This window comes from Cernens ardua, from assembly GCF_051251085.1.
GTDB lineage: Bacteria > Pseudomonadota > Gammaproteobacteria > Pseudomonadales > Halomonadaceae > Cernens > Cernens ardua.
The window spans coordinates 49,683-67,370 of sequence record NZ_JBPCZH010000008.1; the positions used below are offsets into that span (position 1 = coordinate 49,683).

19 protein-coding genes and 1 other RNA gene are annotated in these 17,688 nt (G+C 46.5%); 11 read left to right on the forward strand and 9 right to left on the reverse strand.

Annotated features, from left to right (window positions below):
- Window positions 1-37: 37 nt before the first annotated feature.
- Window positions 38-508 (reverse strand): ferric iron uptake transcriptional regulator, encoded by a 471-nt coding sequence (gene fur / locus LMG33818_RS12325; protein WP_442323692.1) that lies wholly within the window; start codon window positions 506-508, stop codon window positions 38-40.
- 75 nt (window positions 509-583) lie between these two features.
- On the opposite strand from fur, the gene LMG33818_RS12330 reads away from it, so the two are divergent.
- Window positions 584-994 carry an outer membrane protein assembly factor BamE gene (locus tag LMG33818_RS12330; RefSeq protein ID WP_442323693.1) on the forward strand — a complete coding sequence of 137 codons (411 nt, stop codon included), beginning with the start codon at window positions 584-586 and terminating at the stop codon, window positions 992-994.
- Window positions 995-1,124: 130 nt separating this feature from the next.
- Here LMG33818_RS12330 and LMG33818_RS12335 read toward each other — a convergent pair whose 3' ends face one another.
- The gene (locus tag LMG33818_RS12335; RefSeq protein ID WP_442323694.1) at window positions 1,125-1,442 is read right to left on the reverse strand and encodes an RnfH family protein; all 318 of its coding nucleotides are present in this window, start codon (window positions 1,440-1,442) and stop codon (window positions 1,125-1,127) included.
- Window positions 1,432-1,866 carry a type II toxin-antitoxin system RatA family toxin gene (locus LMG33818_RS12340; RefSeq protein WP_442323695.1) on the reverse strand — a complete coding sequence of 145 codons (435 nt, stop codon included), beginning with the start codon at window positions 1,864-1,866 and terminating at the stop codon, window positions 1,432-1,434. The genes LMG33818_RS12335 and LMG33818_RS12340 overlap by 11 nt, the downstream gene beginning before the upstream one ends.
- 181 nt (window positions 1,867-2,047) lie before the next feature.
- On the opposite strand from LMG33818_RS12340, the gene smpB reads away from it, so the two are divergent.
- The 4 genes from smpB to LMG33818_RS12360 all read left to right on the forward strand — a co-directional run bounded on the left by smpB (window position 2,048) and on the right by LMG33818_RS12360 (window position 4,103).
- Entirely contained in the window at window positions 2,048-2,527 is a 480-nt protein-coding gene (gene smpB / locus LMG33818_RS12345; protein WP_442323696.1) for an SsrA-binding protein SmpB, read from the forward strand.
- A 105-nt stretch (window positions 2,528-2,632) separates the two neighbouring features.
- Window positions 2,633-3,015, forward strand: a transfer-messenger RNA (tmRNA) gene (gene ssrA, locus LMG33818_RS12350).
- 353 nt (window positions 3,016-3,368) lie between these two features.
- The gene (locus tag LMG33818_RS12355; protein WP_442323697.1) at window positions 3,369-3,614 is read left to right on the forward strand and encodes a type II toxin-antitoxin system HicB family antitoxin; all 246 of its coding nucleotides are present in this window, start codon (window positions 3,369-3,371) and stop codon (window positions 3,612-3,614) included.
- Between the two features lie 75 nt (window positions 3,615-3,689).
- Window positions 3,690-4,103 carry a phage virion morphogenesis protein gene (locus LMG33818_RS12360; protein WP_442323754.1) on the forward strand — a complete coding sequence of 138 codons (414 nt, stop codon included), beginning with the start codon at window positions 3,690-3,692 and terminating at the stop codon, window positions 4,101-4,103.
- On the opposite strand, the gene LMG33818_RS12365 is transcribed toward LMG33818_RS12360, so the two are convergent.
- From LMG33818_RS12365 to LMG33818_RS12375, 3 genes are all read right to left on the reverse strand, one after another.
- Window positions 4,100-4,372, reverse strand: coding sequence for a type II toxin-antitoxin system YafQ family toxin (locus LMG33818_RS12365; protein ID WP_442323698.1), 273 nt, complete (start codon window positions 4,370-4,372; stop codon window positions 4,100-4,102). The two genes, LMG33818_RS12360 and LMG33818_RS12365, sit on opposite strands and share 4 nt — an antisense overlap.
- Window positions 4,372-4,641 carry a type II toxin-antitoxin system RelB/DinJ family antitoxin gene (locus LMG33818_RS12370; protein ID WP_442323699.1) on the reverse strand — a complete coding sequence of 90 codons (270 nt, stop codon included), beginning with the start codon at window positions 4,639-4,641 and terminating at the stop codon, window positions 4,372-4,374. Before LMG33818_RS12370 ends, LMG33818_RS12365 begins: the two co-directional genes overlap by 1 nt.
- 356 nt (window positions 4,642-4,997) lie before the next feature.
- Window positions 4,998-6,206 (reverse strand): hypothetical protein, encoded by a 1,209-nt coding sequence (locus LMG33818_RS12375; protein ID WP_442323700.1) that lies wholly within the window; start codon window positions 6,204-6,206, stop codon window positions 4,998-5,000.
- 102 nt (window positions 6,207-6,308) lie between these two features.
- Between LMG33818_RS12375 and LMG33818_RS12380 the strand changes: the two genes are divergently transcribed.
- Window positions 6,309-6,740: a phage baseplate assembly protein V gene (locus LMG33818_RS12380; protein WP_442323701.1), complete on the forward strand. Its 432-nt coding sequence runs from the start codon at window positions 6,309-6,311 to the stop codon at window positions 6,738-6,740.
- 52 nt (window positions 6,741-6,792) lie between these two features.
- Here LMG33818_RS12380 and LMG33818_RS12385 read toward each other — a convergent pair whose 3' ends face one another.
- A complete protein-coding gene (locus LMG33818_RS12385) occupies window positions 6,793-6,990 on the reverse strand; it encodes a hypothetical protein (protein WP_442323702.1) in 198 nt (65 codons plus the stop codon).
- 777 nt (window positions 6,991-7,767) lie between these two features.
- On the opposite strand from LMG33818_RS12385, the gene LMG33818_RS12390 reads away from it, so the two are divergent.
- From LMG33818_RS12390 to LMG33818_RS12400, 3 genes are all read left to right on the forward strand, one after another.
- Complete coding sequence (locus LMG33818_RS12390) at window positions 7,768-8,343, forward strand: lysis system i-spanin subunit Rz (protein ID WP_442323703.1); 576 nt, start codon at window positions 7,768-7,770, stop codon at window positions 8,341-8,343.
- 296 nt (window positions 8,344-8,639) lie between these two features.
- On the forward strand, window positions 8,640-9,422 hold the full coding sequence (locus tag LMG33818_RS12395; protein ID WP_442323704.1) for a DUF4396 domain-containing protein: 783 nt from the start codon (window positions 8,640-8,642) through the stop codon (window positions 9,420-9,422).
- 368 nt (window positions 9,423-9,790) lie between these two features.
- Entirely contained in the window at window positions 9,791-11,968 is a 2,178-nt protein-coding gene (locus LMG33818_RS12400) for a TonB-dependent receptor family protein (RefSeq protein ID WP_442323705.1), read from the forward strand.
- 137 nt (window positions 11,969-12,105) lie between these two features.
- On the opposite strand, the gene LMG33818_RS12405 is transcribed toward LMG33818_RS12400, so the two are convergent.
- Entirely contained in the window at window positions 12,106-12,339 is a 234-nt protein-coding gene (locus tag LMG33818_RS12405) for a hypothetical protein (RefSeq protein WP_442323706.1), read from the reverse strand.
- Between the two features lie 182 nt (window positions 12,340-12,521).
- Here LMG33818_RS12405 and LMG33818_RS12410 point away from each other — a divergent pair, with 182 nt between their 5' ends.
- A complete protein-coding gene (locus LMG33818_RS12410) occupies window positions 12,522-13,154 on the forward strand; it encodes a cupin domain-containing protein (protein ID WP_442323707.1) in 633 nt (210 codons plus the stop codon).
- A 242-nt stretch (window positions 13,155-13,396) separates the two neighbouring features.
- Here LMG33818_RS12410 and LMG33818_RS12415 read toward each other — a convergent pair whose 3' ends face one another.
- Window positions 13,397-15,625, reverse strand: a complete 2,229-nt coding sequence (locus LMG33818_RS12415) for a TonB-dependent siderophore receptor (protein ID WP_442323755.1) — start codon at window positions 15,623-15,625, stop codon at window positions 13,397-13,399.
- A gap of 865 nt (window positions 15,626-16,490) precedes the next feature.
- Between LMG33818_RS12415 and LMG33818_RS12420 the strand changes: the two genes are divergently transcribed.
- Window positions 16,491-17,675, forward strand: a complete 1,185-nt coding sequence (locus LMG33818_RS12420) for an MFS transporter (RefSeq protein ID WP_442323708.1) — start codon at window positions 16,491-16,493, stop codon at window positions 17,673-17,675.
- Window positions 17,676-17,688: the final 13 nt, after the last annotated feature.

Below are 17,688 nucleotides of genomic sequence, written 5' to 3' on the forward strand. Positions count from 1 at the left end.
ACAACACCCGGCCCCTTACAGAGAACGTGAGCAACCCTCAACGCTTCCCGTTATTACCCGGCGTATGTGGCGCACCATCCTGTCGCGTTGCTGTTGACCCCTTGGGGCGCACATAAAGGACGAGCGCATGATCAACCAGCTCATAGCCCCGTTGCTCGGCTACTTCACGCTGCCTGCGCTCGATCTCATGATCAAAGAACTCCACCACTTCACCTGTCTCCAGGCACAGCATATGATCATGATGATCTTCTTGGGAAAGTTCGAATACAGCATGCCCCCCGTCAAAATTATGACGCATTACCAAGCCTGCCGCTTCAAATTGGGTCAGTACTCGGTATACAGTGGCAAGACCGACATCCTCACCTGCTTCCAACAGGGAACGATAGACGTCCTCAGCACTCATATGGAGGTCTTCTTCTCGAGTAGCTTCGAGAATTTGCAGAATTTTGACTCTAGGCAGTGTTACTTTTAATCCTGCCTTACGTAATTCCTGATTTCTGTCGGCCATTAGGAAGCTCTTCGCAGTCACTGGGTATTTCGGTTATGATCGACCAACGCAAACGATATGGAAAGTCTTGGGCAAATGCAAAATTCAATTAAAATCATCACTATCTGCTGCATCATCGGCATGTTAAGCGGCTGCAGCCTCTTCCGGGTATACAGATTCGACCAGCAACAGGGGAACCTGATCACCAATAACATGGTACAGGAACTTCAGGTCGGCATGACGCGTGACCAGGTCATTTACATCCTGGGCACCCCTGTATTGGATAATCCCTTCGATTCAAACGAATGGGATTATGTCTACCGTCTGAATGCCGCTGATGGGAAAGTATATATCAAACGCTTATCAATCACCTTCCAAAATAACCGGGTTAGCAATATTTTAAAATCCGGCGATTTCGAGAAGACCCCGGTCGCTAGAAAAATGGGAGGGCCCGCTACCGCCATTTCCTCTCATCAGGGTACTACAGGCCAACTTTCAGGCAACTAAAAAAGCGAATGCCTTACTGGCCAGGCGTATACTCGCTACCCGACATGCCTAATCAGACGACAATCTGTTTGGGCATGTTGGCGTTTATTCCTTTCTCGGACTCGCTCATACCCGCTATTCGAAAGGCAGGCTAATGCCCTGCTCTAGTCCGCCGCGCAGCCTTGGGGTCCACTTTCAGAGGAGCGTAGGCTTCAATTCGATCCCCATCATCCAATACGTAAGATTCCGGTGATTTGATTCGTTGTCCAAAAATCCCGAGAGGGGCTTCGTACAGCCATTCGAGGGAGTTCTGGTTCTCATCAAGATTCAACAGAAACTGCTGATATGCCTCTTGAACTGTCGTGCCCGCCACTACTTTCATTGCTATCAGGCACGAACACCCTCCCGACACATAGGCGATTTCGATACTAATGATATTGGCAACATCGTTGTTGATATCAGCGCCCATACACCTGATCCGCGCGTTTGGTAAACGCATCGACCAACTGACCGGCCACCTGTCCGAACAATTGCCCGAAAGCCATCCCAATCAATCGGTTGGAAAAATCAAATTCCATGGTCAGGTTTGTGCGACAACTATTTTCGCCCAGTTCTTCAAACAACCAATGTCCAACCAGACTTTTGAAAGGACCTTTAACAAGGGAAATATCAATACGATTGGGCGCATGCAGCTCATTACGTGTCGACATACTCTGCTTGATGCCGCCTTTCGACAGAGTCATTTCTCCAATAAGATACTCATCCGTACGCTCCAACAGACGCGCTTCACGGCATCCCGGCAAAAATTGCGGATAACTTTCAAAATCATTGATCAAATCAAACATCTGCTGGCAAGAGTGTTTTACCAATGCAGATTTTTTTACTGTAGGCATGCGCCCTCCCGTACCAACACGAGGTAGATATACACTTAAATTTCACCCCGTTACAGATTCAAAGGTACAATGATACCATGCTGCGCTCAGTATACTTACTTTGGGTTATTAATTACTCTGGTAAATTTCATCAATTCCACGTAGTCGAGTAATACCCTCGCCTTTATATCAGGAACACTCCATGGGCAAAAAGAAAGGCCAGGCGCCGGGCAACAATCTGATTGCCCAGAATCGCAAGGCAAGACACGAATATCACATTGAAGAAACGTTCGAAGCGGGGCTTTCCCTGTCCGGGTGGGAAGTAAAAAGTCTACGCGCCGGCAAGGGGCAGTTAACAGACACCTACGTGCTCGTTAAAAATGGCGAAGCATGGCTGTTGGGCTCGCATATCACGCCGTTGAATACCACCAGTACTCATAGCGTAGCTGAACCGGATAGAACACGTAAGTTACTTCTGCACAAGAAAGAGATCGCACGGATCTTTTCCCGTACACAGGATAAGGGCCATAGCTGTGTACCACTGCGGTTGTTCTGGAAAGGTCACTTGGTCAAGTGCGAAATTGCATTGGTAGTGGGTAAAAAAATGCATGATAAGCGCGCCACTGAAAAAACACGGGACTGGGAGCGTCAACGCGCACGTATTATGCGCGATAATCGATGATCCGCACAGTGAAACCACTGTGCGAAATTAAGCTCGCGCTAAGCGAAAGTCCCTAAAGGTTATTGTTAATCGCATGGGCGATCTGTTATCCTCGCCAGACTCTTTGGGGGCGTTCTGGATTCGACGCTGGTGGCAAATCCCAAGGTGCATGCCGAGAGCGTAACGTATCTCGTAAATAAAACGTTGCAATTTAAATAGTCGCAAACGACGAAAACTATGCTCAGGAAGGTGCTCTGGCTGCGTAAGCTAGCTTGACACTTGTTCCACCCCGAAGCGATGTGCCCATTCATCGCGGACGGGCATGAGTCACGATTGATGGGACCGCGCGCAAGGGTGTCCTCTCCTTGTTGCGTTAAACTTTAGAGGAATCGCGTTAACGAATCCTGCCCGTTGGAGTCGTTAATGCTAAATTAAAAAACGGATCTAAGCATGTAGAGCCGACGGAGGAGTACCGGCGGACGCGGGTTCAATTCCCGCCGCCTCCACCAAATTGCAAAAGCCCAGCACCTCGGTGTTGGGCTTTTTTGTGCTTTAAAATCAATGGGTTAAGTCTATTCCCTTATCAAATAGCATATAAACCACATTGATCAAAAAACAACCAAAAAAGCAGGGTTTAGGCTACGTTTAGCATTGTATGGTCAGCATTTTGGTCAACATTGATGAGCATGAAAGCTAATAACTTTAACTTGCCGTTGCCCTTTTGTACGCCTCTAGTAATTGACGTCCCCATATCTGGTTAAAAAATGAGTCAAATACCATGCAAGGAATGCTGGAGACAATCATAATTGGAGATAGGGAATGCTCTACCTATATGCCACTCTATCTGGACAAGGTGTTGATCATGCGCTTTCCTATCATCATTCATCAGGAAAATAATTGTGCTTTCGGCATTATTATGCCCTATATGCCTGGCTGCTTTTCTTCAGGGGATACATTGGGTGATGCGTTAAAAAATGTTCATGAAGCTATCGATATTCACATGGCAGAAGTAGTCAGCAGTCATGGAGGAGTACCCGCCCCTAGTGCAATGAGTAAAGTAGTCTCTAATCCTGAATACAAAGAGGGTGCCGTTTTTTATAGAAATTGATTTATCCAAGTATTTAACGGATAGGTAATAAATCAGCTTGGTATCTTCTCCCCCAACCATAAGATTGTCACATTACTGGAGAAACTTTCCCCGCGTGAACGGCGTATGATCATGCGAAAAATAGCCGTGATTGTTCGACGGGAACAGGCGGAGCGCATCAGGCAACAGCAGAATCCCGAAGGTACCCATTATGCACCTCGAAAAATCACGTCATCTCGGCAGGGGGCGATCAGGCATAGGGCCATGTTTGGCAAACTGCGTACGGCGTGCTATTTGCACGTTCAAAGCAGTGAAAAAAGGGCGACCGTTATGTTCAGAGGGCATACGGCAGGTATTGCCCGCGTGCATCAGTATGGGCTGGTGGATCAGGTCAAAAGAGGCAGACCGGGCAAAGTAAAATATACCCGGCGAAGGTTATTGGGGGTGTCGGGGAGGACCGAAAGAAAAATTGAAGAAATGCTGATTGCCACCATCAAGAACAGGAATTAATGATTGAAAATGTCGGTATGTGTACCTGTTCTAGCCAAACGTAATGTTCGTCCTGCGATTTGATAAATAAGTAGCCAATCGGGCTCGATATGAGCATCACGCCAACCTGCCCAATTCTGCTTTAAAGGATGATCCTTATACTTTACCGGCAATGGAACTTCTTCAATCAAAAGCAGTAATAGATCACGTAATTTGCTCATATTCTTGCCGCGCTTTTGCATGCGCTTAACATCACGTTTGAACTGTACTTCTCTAGCAATATTCAGCATTAGATGCCTAGATCCTTGAATAATTCATCACTTGAATCAAACCGCTCCCCTTTTCCTTCCTCGAGCCGTTTCATGGCCGCTTGAGTAGTCTTGTTGGGGACTTCGACCTCAAAGGGAATGCGTCCCTCTTCCGCAACACGAAGAAACGTCATGCGAATTAAATCGGAAACCGTTAGTCCCATTTTATCCAATGCCTCCATTGCCCGCTCTTTGGTATCACTGGAAATACGAGCACGGACAATCGAATCGGCTCGGTGTGTTATAGCCATGTTTATCCTCCAATGTTGTGTAGCCACATTGTAGCCACGCAACACTGGTATGACAAATAGGTCTTAAGGTCAGGAAAAGATGCAATGGGTATCACCTATGCATGTGTATGGACGAGTAGATCGGATAAGATAAAAGAGGCAGGCTGGGCAAAGTGAAGTATACCCGGCGAGGGTTATTGGGGGTGACGGGGAGGACGCGCCGCTTGATAGAGAAAGAAGTGCTTAATGCTCTGGGGGAGAGGGAGCGTGTACTTTGACCATAAGAACCTCCTGATGATGGGAGGTTGTAGCTCGGTATCATCAGGAAGGCAACTGAGTATTAAGGTTGAAGTAGACACTAGAATTATTTATAGCGTCTATTTCTCAGTATCCGCATCAGTATCTTTCTTTTTCAATCCGAATATAGCCGCTATACCTGGAAGATGATTTATTTTCTCTGAGCGATCCAATACCTCAGCAGAATCTCGGCTGATAGCTATCAAAAGCATTTTGATAAGGTTTTTGAGGTCATCATCATCTGTACTGACTTCTTCTACCTGTTTTTTATACCCTTGATAAGATTCGGCCAGTGCTTGTTTCTGAGCGTAAAACTCCATTAACGCAGATTGCTGGGAAGCTTTTTTGGAAGTAAATAAAACGAGCCATACCAAAAAGACGACAATAGGCACTCTGATTGCCCAATTTTCAAATGCGCCACCTACAGTATAGTGAAAGAAAGCTGGCCCAAAAAAAGCTAGTAAAACAACACCTAAGCTAATTCCAACAGAAATATAAAAATTCTTGGAATATTTTTTGGCTTCTTCGCCAGCCGCATCTTTCCTATCTTTAAAGGATTTTGCCAACCCCATCGTCGTAGTGCTGTCCAAAGCAGCCAAGGCCTGATTATTAGTACTCTCGGCAGATTTTTTTATATCTTCCAGCTCTTGTTTTATTTTCGTATTATCTTCCTGCATCTGGCCTACTTTTTCCTTATCAGCCTTTAACTTACTGACGAGGTCTTCAGCTTCATCTTTCGATTTATTAAAATCAGAAATATTACCAATCAAGGTAGTTTGAGATGCATTTAAATTATTGTTTTCAGTTTCAACACTTTTCAATGTTTTTTTAACATCCTCTATCTGTTGAGTAATAGATTGATGTGATGTTTTAAGTGTTAACGCTTTATGCTGCAAATCATTTAAATCTCCTAATAACTGAGGAATTAGAGAGGAGCCAGGTCTTTCACTGGAAGAACTCCATACTTCGAACTTATAGGTTGCTCTTCTATTTCCCTGTGGTTCATTATCAATCACCCATTCGCCAAATGATGACAATATATTTTCATTGAAGTAATTTATTTTAAACGTAAATTTAAATGAAACCAGCCCACCCTCATCTAGCTCATACTTACCTTCAGCAATGAAATTTTCATCCTCTTCCCTATATGTACCGCCTATATTCCGCCAATATTCCCCTGTAGATAAATAAGCATTAATCTTTATATTTTTATCATCAACAATCTCCACAAAAGCATTTGCAGTAACTTGAGTATTATTTTGACGTAAAAAACAGTTAAAATTTTCCATTTTATGAATCGTTCCCTTTGATCTTTTTATCTCCCCGTACCATCATTCTCCCACACTCTCCCCGCCTCGCCCAACGCTCCTCCTCCCCTCACAATACCCCGCATGAATACTACACCCCCCATCGAACTCCTCCGTCTTATCATGAACCTTGTCCGTATTGGTCAGGTCGCTCAATGCGATTTCTCGCAGGCACCTCCACGCGTACGCGTCCAGTGTGGTGAACTGCTGACCAACTGGTTACCCTGGAATGCAGGTCGGGCCGGGGCGCTCCGTGTTTGGGCACCGCCTGCTGTGGGAGAAACCGTTATTCTGCTCTCACCCAGTGGGGATACCGCTGGGGCAGTGGTCATCGGGAGCCTTTACAATACCGCCATGCCCGCGCCGGAGGCGTCCAAAAGCGTCGTCGCGCTGCATTTTAGCGACGGGGCACGTCTTCACTACGATCAGGCCGCGCGTGTACTAACCGCCAACATCCCGGGGAGAGTCAGTGGCAATATGGCTACATTCGTTATCGAAAATATAATGACCGAGTAGAGTTCAGCATAAAAAATCTAAAGCAGGGGACTCAGCCCCCTGCCCGTATCATTTAGACTTTCTTACGCGGGTACATTTTGCCCTTGGCTAGCCATGACAATTGGCTCTTCAACGAAGCGAATGCCAACTTGCCACCAAATAAAGCAAAACCACTCCCCGACACCATATTCATCTCTTCAGGAGTTAGCTCACGGAGAGAGACGGGAGCATTGTTTCCAGATGTTTTTGCCGTTTTCTCGACAGTTTTCATGACACCTACTCAATTGATTTTTAAGGAAAAACTACGCGCATAGATATAATGACTCCCTGCGCAAATAGTAAATTGATTTTGCCAATCAAGACTGTCACACGTAATAGCAGGTTATGTGTGACGGGAGGACAAGCAGAAAGTCTGTTTTAAAGCTTAAAATAAAGAGGTGAAGATTGATGCCGATTGCATGGAGCGGTATTCTTCGTTCCGCAGTAATACCCTGTTACTGCTGGGTGTGGAAGCCCGAAACCTGTGAATCATCCCCAATTTTTCTGCCGTATTTTTACGGCAGTTTTTTATGGCGGCTTTATGCAGTCGAGTTCTCTCGACCGGTGATCACAGCTACCGGCTTTCCACACTGCGTCAAGCCGCCACCATAATAAAAATGGGCTTTTAGCGCTAAGCACATCTAACCTGCTTATCCTTTTGTGAATAACGTTACTACTGCTTATCCCAAAATTTTCGCCTACCCAAGAAATGCCAATAGGTATTTACTTTATTGCCATGTACTTAAAAAACATATTTTAAGTTAAAGGGTTATACATTAATTCCCCTTATCATTTCTCACCTAATAATTCGAGCCATTAAGTGTTGTTTAAGCTTTTAGCGCTAGAATACTCGCCAAAGAAACTTGCTCACTTTAACGTCAGCTCATTTTTGTTTCTTATCTAGATTTATTCATGACTAACAGCACGCATAGCGTCCAACGTCCTCCAAAGAGTTCGGTTATCGTATCTCCACATCCACGGTAAGAAATTAAGGGAGCAGCGTCTTAAAATGATCACGATTACTCGTTGGGTCGGGTTACTGCTGCCAAAAGCACTTTCTTTCATATTGCTGGATAGGTTGAAGCATATGAAATCACAAAGTTTATGGCTGATCATTGCGACCCTGATGGGGGCACTTGTATGGCAGTCATTGAATTTGAGTGAACAGAAACAGCTTATGACGCTACTGACAGCCCGTAATATTGAAGCGACGGCTCAATGGACACAGCAAGTGCTTACACTGGAACGTCAACGTCACGCGCTTGCCAATACTATTGATCAACGCTTTCTTGAGGAAGAACGCCATGCGAAAACTCGCATACACGCTACCATTGATCGTTTGCATCGGGACGCTCTGCAGCTGCGCCAACAACCCGCCCTCTCTACATCGGGAAATGCCTCACATACCGCTTCCACAAATGATCATGCAGCCCCAATCAGAGGACTTCTCCCGGAAGATGCAGAGTTTCTTGTTCGGTTCGCCGCCGATGCTGACAGCCGAGTCCGACAGCTGACACAATGTCAGGATTATCTTCGAGCCTTATCGAACGAAAAAAATACCAAACCTGCACCAACACCTGAATGATATCTTCCAGCAGCCCCCACCATGACATAAAACAGTCTCCTTATCCGCTTCAGCAGTAGCATCTCAGGCCGGATAATCTATACTCAGGGGGCAAGGTACGAACTATTCCATGGGCATCATCTGTTGCCACTTATACCTCATATCATCCTGCGCTCTCATTAAATCTGGACAGGTCAGAGGACAACAAGGCTCACCCAATGCTAACGCTAATATCCGTCATATCGCTTGTATTAGGGGTACTAACTTGCATCATGATTGCGGGTGATATCAAAAAGCATCCTCAACACATGAAAATAATGAATATTACCTGGCCAATTACCGGGTTATATCTTCCTGTGATCGGATGGTATCTCTACACCTCCCTGGGGCGAACAACCAGTGGCGGCCATTCCATGTCACATAAGGACCACCAGAAAAATCACTCGACACGCCAGTACCCCTCCGGAGAGAGCAATACGACCACAGCCTCGGACCATGAGCACACAACTCATCATCAACCCCATGCCATGGGAAGCATGTCCCATAGCCAGCACAAGGCGGAGAATACGCATCAGGGGGATCACTCTCATCACTATGACATGAACCACATGTCACACATGCATGGGCAGAGGCATCATCATGGCGATGGAGAAAAACCTCTATGGAAAAGCGCACTCGTGGATAACACCCACTGTGGCGGAGGCTGTACCATAGGGGATATCGTCACCGCACTTGTTTCAGCAATCGTCACAATCAGTATCGCTGGTTCGATGCTACTAGGGCACTTTGTCCTCGACTTCATCGGCGCATTCGTATTTGGGATCGTTTTCCAGTACCTTCCCAAGCGCGAAATGAATCCCTCCATGAGCCGCACCAAAGCACTAGTGGAAGCATTGAAGGCCGATACCCTTTCAGTCATTTTTTATCAAATCGGCATGTATATATGGATGTTGATTTGCATGTATGGCTTCCACATGCGGCTTGATGTATTCAGCTTTTCATATTGGTTCATCATGCAGATCGCCATGCTGGCCGGGTTTATTACGGTTTACCCAGCCAATATCATGCTTATCAAACTTGGTATCAAGGAAGCCATGTAAACCACATTCGGTGAATGTTGTAATCAGCAGCGCTCATGGATATATCGCAAGAAGATTGAAATCAGTCCCACAAATAGCCCTTCTTCCCCCCTTTAAAAGAACTACTGTGCTTGAGCGTATTATTTCAATGAATACGCCTAGTACAGGCACGCGTGCAATGTCTTTCTTTACGCGTGAATTCTATCGTCCCAAATGATAATCGCCCCCGTTTTCCGCGCATCTATAGCTCTTTTTTGAATAACACATTCTTAATTACGACTTAAAAAATCCTCAATTGATAATTGTTATCATTATCAATTGAGGATAACATTTGCATGCTATTTCCACACTTGATCGCTAATTAACCATTTCTGGGAACCGAAATAATAATGAAAAACGCTGCCTCACACTGGGTGAAGCCTGCTATCACTCTTGCTTGCATGGGAACTCTATGCTTCCCCTATCAGCTCTACGCGGCAACTATTACATCCTCAACAGCGCATGACTCAAATGCTTCGGATCAAAAGATAGCCCCTGAGGCGCCCGCGAAGCCTGCCCCCGCCACTACGCAACAATTGGCTACTGTCAAAGTCGTAGGGGATTGGTTGAGTGCTGCCAGAGCCGATAATGTTTTCAATAGCCCAGGGGCCAGGGATCTGCTGGATCGTCATCAGCTCGAACGAGTAGGGGTGACCTCCATTTCCGATGCGCTTAACCGAATCCCGGGCGTATTTTCACCGGGCCCAAATGGTACGGGAGATGATGATCTTGCGTTGAATTTCGGGATTCGCGGACTAAACCCACGCTTATCAACCGAATCTACGGTATTGATGGACGGTATTCCGGTACCGTACGCCCCTTATGGCCAACCACAGTTATCGGTTGCACCGATCTCATTAGGGAATATGCAGGCAGTCGATGTTATTCGTGGCGGGGGCTCAGTACGTTACGGGCCACAAAATGTCGGTGGGATTGTGAACTTTGTAACGCGTGCCATTCCTAAGAAGAAGTTCGCCTCGGATATTAATTATCATGTTGAAAATAGCCCTTCTTCCAGCCACGGCCTCAAGAATACGATGAGTTTGCTGGCCGGTGGCACCGCCAGTAACGGTTTTGGTGCGGCCCTGCTTTACAGCGGTACACGTGGCAGTAACTTCCGCGAACACAGCCGAACCAGCCATCTGGATGACACCATGCTGAAGCTGAACTATCAGCTGGATAAACGTAATCGTTTTCACGCCATTGCACAGTATTACGATGGTAAAGGAGAGATGCCCGGGGGGTTGACTCGCGCGCAATACAATCAGAATCGCTATCAGTCCAAGCGCCCCCGTGATGTATTCTGGGCACGACGGACGTTGGTGAGTGGCGGATATGACTTCACGGGGGAAGCAAACAAGTTCAACGTGGACTATTTCTTCACTAAAACCTTGCGTAGTGGTTTCCTTGATCAGAAGGGGTTTACCTCTCTTTCACCGCGCTACTACTGGGTACGCGGTATTCAGTCCCAATATTCGCATGAGTTTGACTTGGGGCCAGTCCACGATCGCTTCACGATTGGTTATCGTTACATCAATGAGTCAAATCATGAGCTTCGCTACCGCGAACAATTTGCGGCGCACAAGCTACCCACCACGCATAGCAGAAACGACCGGAATGCCGGCGGCGGCACACGTGCCAATGCTTTTTATGCGGACAATGAATTCGATATAGGTCGTTGGACCATTACGCCAGGTGTGCGTTTTGAGGATATTCACACACGCCAAACCAATTATCTCAGCAAGAAGAAATTCAAGGGCGATTACACCACAACATTACCTGCCCTCTTTGTAATGTATCACGTGATGCCCAGTTGGAATATCTATGCCAATACGGAAGGCTCGTTCAGTAGTGTGCAGTACAGCCAAATGCCCAATCGGGTGGCATCAGGAACGGTCAAGCCAGAAAAAGCACGTACCTGGGAATTGGGTACCCACTTCGATAATGGGATTGTCCAGGCGCAACTGGATACGTTCCTGATTAACTTCAAGGATCAATATCAGAGTAATCAAATCGATAATACGGTATATGCACAGGGTAAAACCCGTCACCATGGGGTAGAAGGGTCTATCAACTACCAATTGGCAGCCCTGAACCCCGTGCTGCGTAACTTTAATGTGTACGCCAATATGGCGTGGGTCGATGCGAAAATTCGTGAAGCAGGCCCCAACAAGGGAAATCGTGTGCCGTTCTCTTCAAAACTGAAAGGGCTAGTCGGTGTGGGCTACACTTACAAAGGCTGGCAGGCTAATCTGGAGTCGCAATTCCAGACAGCTCAGTATGCAGACAACAAGAATACGAGAAAAGAAAGCGCCGATGGTAGTACAGGCCGCATTCCCGGTTTTGCCATTTGGAATGTGACGGGGAATTACGATTTCGGTCCGGATACCGACCATCTCAAGGTTGGAGTGGGCGTTAAAAACGTCTTCAACCGCCATGACTTTACACGCTCGTACAATGACAACAACCGCGGTATCTATGCAGGGTTGCCACGTACATTCTTTGCTCAAGTTTCGGCTTCTTTGTAAAACGTGCAAACAATTATGCGCTTGTAATCATGTGAGCCCCCAAAGAAACCCGTCTGTATCAAGACGGGTTTATTCTCGTCTGCTGCTTCCCATATACGTTCCTTCTTACAGACTTTATTGCTTTTGTATAGGCTGCATCACTTATTGCTATTCCCCCAGTTATATTGGAACAGTGGGCGCACACCATCATGAATATGGTTCCGATCAAGGCAATCCTGATAGGTAGAGTGCTGAATTTGAGTGTTGCTGGAGAACTGTTCAGCCGTTTGACGGCACTGGCTAATTACTTGCTGGTAATTACTGGCATTGTTATCGGAAGCACAGCCAGCTAGCAGTCCAATCACCAGCGCAACGGGGATTAATTTATACATTGTCTTTTACCTGAAAGGAGCACAGATTGTTAGCATAGCACTTTACAACGCTTATTGAGGATTGTTTGACTTAACACTCAATCCCAACATTCTTGATAAAAATTTGCCCTCTCATTTCCTTTTCTACACTATTAAACAAGACTTAAATACATTGATAGAAAAGAAAGGAAGAGTATTTGAAAATGTCTACGATTGCCCATCGCAATAAAAAAAGCTTCTCCCCGAAAATGAAAGTCTTTTTAGGGGCACTATCAAGCATGGCAATGCTATGTATCGGCGTCACCAGTGCTCAGGCAGACACTGGTCAGAAAGGCGAGATTATTGGCGAACCAGTGGGACCAAATGCATCTACAGTTTCACATCATCATTTACAACCCGCGTTGAGTTATATTTCAGAGTGGGCCGATGCCTCAGGAGCAACACACTTTACGCATTGCAGAATAGAGAATGAGAAATTCAAGAGCTATGCGCCACCCGCAGCGCCCCAATGGATAGGGATATCTCCCGATAAAATAGAGAGTATTTCCTATGCGGCATTGCCCGTTGGTTATGAAGGTTCCTGGCACCATGCGCCAAGCCCTCAGTGGGTGATTACACTTGCCGGTAAATGGTCAGTCGAAACAACAGATGGTAAGCGTTTTGTGCAAGGGCCAGGAGAAATGCAATTCAATGACGACTCCAATTCACACCCACGCAAGGATGACGCTCACGTTGGGCATGTGTCCAAAACTGTTGGCAACGTTCCCAACGAGCAGCTTATTATCAAACTAAAACCCGGAACACGCCTTCATCAGAAAGGTCACTGTGTTTACTAATTCATGGAAAGATATTGATATTCGATCAGAGATCATCATTATTCATGAACGGTTCCGGTTACCCATGTAGTCATGTTTTTCGGAAAGAATTGCACGTTACTTTCCACATGACAAAAGTTGATAACAGAAGTTGTCGTAAAGCAAGTGGTGGCATTTATAACTGCCTTGGAAAACGAAACGATACAAGATGGAAGGAAACAAGGCCCCGGGAAAAGGAGCCTTGCTGTCTTTGACTCAACTCATTAGAACGTCACACTTCCTGTGAAGCGGAAAGTTCTACCCTGCCCGTACGCGACACGGGTAGAGCCCCCTGAGCTGGCAAAATAGTTTTTATTGGTCAGGTTCCCCGCATTAATCTGGAAGGATGTCAGGTGCCCAAGCAGATGGGTGGAGCTCCAGCCAACAAAGGCATCTGCCGTAACATAGCCGGGCAGTGAGAACGAGTGATTATCGTCACCAGCTCGGCGCCCTACATAACGCACGCCTGATCCAATATTCAGTTGACCACCCCACACCTGTGTCGGCACGTGATATGAGAGGAATGCACCCGCCTGATTTTTGGGCACGTTCTGGAAGCTGTTACCTTCGTCCTCTGCCCCACCGTCTTTGTGAATGTTCGTATGGGTGTAGGCATAATCTGCCAGAACGCTCCAGTTCTTGCTAATGCGGCCCGTCAGGCTCCATTCAATGCCTGAAGAAGCACGTTCACCTGAAATATGTTCGCCCAAACCATCGCTGTCCTGTGCTACCACGTTTTTCTTCACGATATGGTAGAAAGCCAATTGAGACTGCCAGTTTTCGTTCTGATACTTGATACCCAATTCACCCTGGCGCCCTGTCGAGGGTTTATAACTGCCATGGAAGTCTGAAGTTACCTCGTTGGGCGAGAACGATGTCGAATAGTTACCATAAAGCGATATATTCGGCGTCCATTTATACACCACACCAATGAATGGCAAGAGCTTCGACTTGCTCGCGTTGGTATGGGTACGATAAGACATGTCAGGGCCATCATCCTGCCCCGTATTTTCATAAAGGTGCTGATAACGTATACCCGGTGCTACAATCCATTGATCGTTCAGGTAGATATTATCTTTTGCATAGACAGATTCACCGGTAGATTTCACATAGGTGCCGCTATTACTGGCGGGTACCGCAAAGGAACGTAATTCATCATATGAATACATACCTGCCGTTTTCCATCCACTATTCAGAAAATCATCCGAATGCGTAATGGCATGCTGATAATCAGCCCCCAGCAGAATATCGTTACGGATACCCATAACCTGTTGATTCGTCATGTAATCGAGCGCGAAATAGCTGTTACTGCGCGGTGAGTGAACCTGCCGACGAAAACGCTGTTGCTGCTTACCCTTGTTGATGCGGCTATCTATCTGGTTATCCTTGTGCTCATCATTGTTCCAGGCAGCAGTCAAACGTACTCGGTTATCATCATTAAAGCGGTATTCTGTCTGCGATGTCACCGATTGTCGGATACCATAAGAGTTCACTCCCTTGGCATCGATACGATGAAAGCGGCTGCCCCAATAACCATTACCGTTCCACACTGAACCACGATCCAAGGGTTCATCGTAATTCAGGTATTGGTATTCCAATACTGAAGAGAGTTTCTTCCCGACATATGAAATGGAAGGAGCGAACAGTTTATTATTGGTATGACCATATTCGCGCCAATATCCTTCATGGTTTCGTTCCCCAATGACACGATACGCGAATCCTGAATTCCCCATCGGACCTGTCGTATCAAAACTACCGTCTCCCCCACCATGATTGGTAACGTTTCCGGAAAGGGTCGTCTGTTGATGAAAAAGGGGTTTTTTAGTGATGATGTTAATCACTCCACCCGGCTCTCCCATGCCATATAGAAGCGAAGCGGGGCCTTTAAGCACTTCCACACGTTCTGTAGTTACGGCGTCGAAACTCCGCGTTACCGGTTGTCGAACACCATCCATCAGGATACCGCCATCACCAATTTCACCAAATCCACGACGTAACAAACCATCCTGAGTACCGCCGAAATTATTGCCAATGGCGACACCCGGGATATAGTTCACCGCATCATCCAATGTTTGAGGCTGCAGATCCTTTATTTGCTGATGCGTGACGGTATTGGTCGTTTGCGCTTGATCGAGATTGCTGGTAGGCGACATGTCTGCGGTAGAGCTATATGTGGTGGCATAGCTATTTTCACCGGTGACTTGATGAGACCCAACCACATCAACCGTACTCAATCGTGTTTGTTTTTGAGATGTCGCCACGGAGGAGATTTTTTCAGGCGTAGCTGATTTTTCGGCCGCAGCCACAGGTGTACTATTTATTTTCGCACTACTCATTTGAGTACTATTCGTTTGAGTAATATTCGTTTGTTGAGCTATTGCCGTCGAGACACTGATGACTCCGCCCAAAAGGCCTGCTGAAAGCAAAGCGGCCTGCTTTGAAACCGATTTCATATCCACGTGCGCAAGTTCCCTTGATTTTGCTGTATGTGCTACCTATTCCACGCCAAGATCACCTGGTCTTGCGCGATAGGATTTATTTTTCGTTTCACTCTTCACGTACCGTCATCACGAAAAAAGGTATGAAGAAGAAATAATCAAATGATTGCTGAGGGTGAAATATCATTTAAATGATAATCATTGTCAACTGCATTTTTATTGCATATAGGCAAAATGGTGAGTGGCTCAAACGAAGAAAGGCTAGCGGAGCAAGTAGTATTGCTGGCGGAGCAAGTAGTATTAATAGTAAGGGTACGAGCTATGACGGTACGTAACCATGAAATGCCGTGAGGGATAAGGTATTCGCGATAGCTACTTGCATGAGAGTGGAAACCGAAGCGAAATGAAAAATGTAATAGCCCTATAATGAAGCAATACGCCAGAATACAATAAATTCACTTTAAACGTGTGCGTTAAAAACGCGACAAGGTAGGTGTACTGGAAAGCAAATATTCATCCAGAGATACAGCTAAATCCCTTAGGAGGATGGCATATAAATCTGACGATGCTGGACCATCACAAATAAAACAGGATTGATATCTGGCAGTCGTTATATCCTTCGTTATAATAGAGAGCTTACTGTTTTAAACAGAAATCCCGCGCATAACGTGCAGTTTTTCAAGGGCAACACCTATAATTCATGGTGATGAAATGAGGGTGGTTGTTCTACAAATACGAAATATCACGGCAAATACAATATCTTTTTGTCTGCCACCCTATCCGGGTTTGTTAATCATTCCTTTCGGCATCAACAGCTTTTGAATAAACGGGATAGGTAGAATTTCAAACAAAACCCAATTACCTTTATCAGGAAATTTTTATGTCTGCACCTGAGCAAAACAGTGCCCGGCCACTTATTTTAGGACTGGCCCTTGGTGGATTCGCACTGGGGTGCACCGAATTCGCCTCAATGTCGCTGGTACCCTTTTTTTCCGCCTCCCTGGGCGTTAACGCAGCGCAAGCCGCGGACGCGATCTCTGCCTATGCACTGGGTGTATTGATTGGCGCGCCCATACTCTCAATATTGAGTGTGAGGTATCCACGCCGTTCCATCCTGATCGCATTGATGATTGCCTTTGCATTATTCAATCTGTTCTCGGCTCTGGCACCCAATTTTGATCTGATGGTTTTGTCTCGTTTTCTGTGTGGTCTCCCCCATGGGGCCTACTTTGGTGTAGCAGCCCTTGCCGCCGCTGCAGAAGTACCTTCGAAACAACGAAGCAAGGCCATTTCCCGAGTTATGTTGGGCCTCACCATCGCTACCATCGGTGGTGTCCCCGCTGCTAACCTGATGGGGCAAACCATTGGGTGGCGCTGGTGCTATTTCGTAGTCACCCTGTTGGCTCTGGGCACGGCATATGCTGTCTGGCGTAATGCGCCGCACGACAAACCTGACCCCGATGCCAAACCAACACGCGAACTGACTGCATTAAAAAATCCTCAAGTGCTCTTGAGTCTTGCCACCTGTGCCGTAGGTTTTGGTGGATTTTTTGCGGTATATACCTATATCGCCTCAGCCGTTCAGAATGACATGCATGCCTCCGTGATATTGGCCCCCTTCGCGCTGGCCGCAATTGGAGCAGGCATGACCCTGGGTGCATTGCTGGTAGGTTCCATCAGTACTCGATATCAAACACCTGCTATATTCGGCTTCCTTACGCTCTCTATGGTAGCGCTGCTGCTCTATCATGCATCAGCCAGCCACATCGCCACTTACCTTATTGATCTGCTGGTCATCGGCATTAGTGGCGGAGTTACTGTATTGCTGCAGACACGCCTATTGGATGTTTCCGGTAAGGCACAGCGGTTGGCCTCAGCATTGAACCAGTCAGCCTTTAACCTCGCCAATGCACTTGGGCCATGGCTCGCTGCAATTTTCATTTATCGCGGGTATGGTTTTCTCTCTGCGGGGTATGTAGGGGCAGCACTTTCCCTGGGCGGTATCATCATGTTTGCACTGACTTCCATGCACTATCGTAAAAATGCGGCGCATTATCAGGGTTGAACCTTGATACAAA

Excerpts from the sequence above, each read along its gene's own strand:
- LMG33818_RS12375 (WP_442323700.1), bottom strand. The coding sequence starts at position 6,206 with ATGGAAAATTTTAACTGTTTTTTACGTCAAAATAATACTCAAGTTACT.
- LMG33818_RS12370 (WP_442323699.1), bottom strand. The coding sequence starts at position 4,641 with ATGGCTATAACACACCGAGCCGATTCGATTGTCCGTGCTCGTATTTCC.
- LMG33818_RS12355 (WP_442323697.1), top strand. The coding sequence starts at position 3,369 with ATGCGCTTTCCTATCATCATTCATCAGGAAAATAATTGTGCTTTCGGC.
- LMG33818_RS12415 (WP_442323755.1), bottom strand. The coding sequence starts at position 15,625 with ATGAAATCGGTTTCAAAGCAGGCCGCTTTGCTTTCAGCAGGCCTTTTG.
- fur (WP_442323692.1), bottom strand. The coding sequence starts at position 508 with ATGGCCGACAGAAATCAGGAATTACGTAAGGCAGGATTAAAAGTAACA.
- LMG33818_RS12340 (WP_442323695.1), bottom strand. The coding sequence starts at position 1,866 with ATGCCTACAGTAAAAAAATCTGCATTGGTAAAACACTCTTGCCAGCAG.
- LMG33818_RS12410 (WP_442323707.1), top strand. The coding sequence starts at position 12,522 with ATGTCTACGATTGCCCATCGCAATAAAAAAAGCTTCTCCCCGAAAATG.
- LMG33818_RS12380 (WP_442323701.1), top strand. The coding sequence starts at position 6,309 with ATGAATACTACACCCCCCATCGAACTCCTCCGTCTTATCATGAACCTT.
- LMG33818_RS12390 (WP_442323703.1), top strand. The coding sequence starts at position 7,768 with ATGATCACGATTACTCGTTGGGTCGGGTTACTGCTGCCAAAAGCACTT.
- LMG33818_RS12335 (WP_442323694.1), bottom strand. The coding sequence starts at position 1,442 with ATGGGCGCTGATATCAACAACGATGTTGCCAATATCATTAGTATCGAA.
- LMG33818_RS12385 (WP_442323702.1), bottom strand. The coding sequence starts at position 6,990 with ATGAAAACTGTCGAGAAAACGGCAAAAACATCTGGAAACAATGCTCCC.
- LMG33818_RS12365 (WP_442323698.1), bottom strand. The coding sequence starts at position 4,372 with ATGCTGAATATTGCTAGAGAAGTACAGTTCAAACGTGATGTTAAGCGC.
- LMG33818_RS12420 (WP_442323708.1), top strand. The coding sequence starts at position 16,491 with ATGTCTGCACCTGAGCAAAACAGTGCCCGGCCACTTATTTTAGGACTG.
- smpB (WP_442323696.1), top strand. The coding sequence starts at position 2,048 with ATGGGCAAAAAGAAAGGCCAGGCGCCGGGCAACAATCTGATTGCCCAG.
- LMG33818_RS12405 (WP_442323706.1), bottom strand. The coding sequence starts at position 12,339 with ATGTATAAATTAATCCCCGTTGCGCTGGTGATTGGACTGCTAGCTGGC.
- LMG33818_RS12395 (WP_442323704.1), top strand. The coding sequence starts at position 8,640 with ATGAATATTACCTGGCCAATTACCGGGTTATATCTTCCTGTGATCGGA.
- LMG33818_RS12330 (WP_442323693.1), top strand. The coding sequence starts at position 584 with ATGCAAAATTCAATTAAAATCATCACTATCTGCTGCATCATCGGCATG.
- LMG33818_RS12400 (WP_442323705.1), top strand. The coding sequence starts at position 9,791 with ATGAAAAACGCTGCCTCACACTGGGTGAAGCCTGCTATCACTCTTGCT.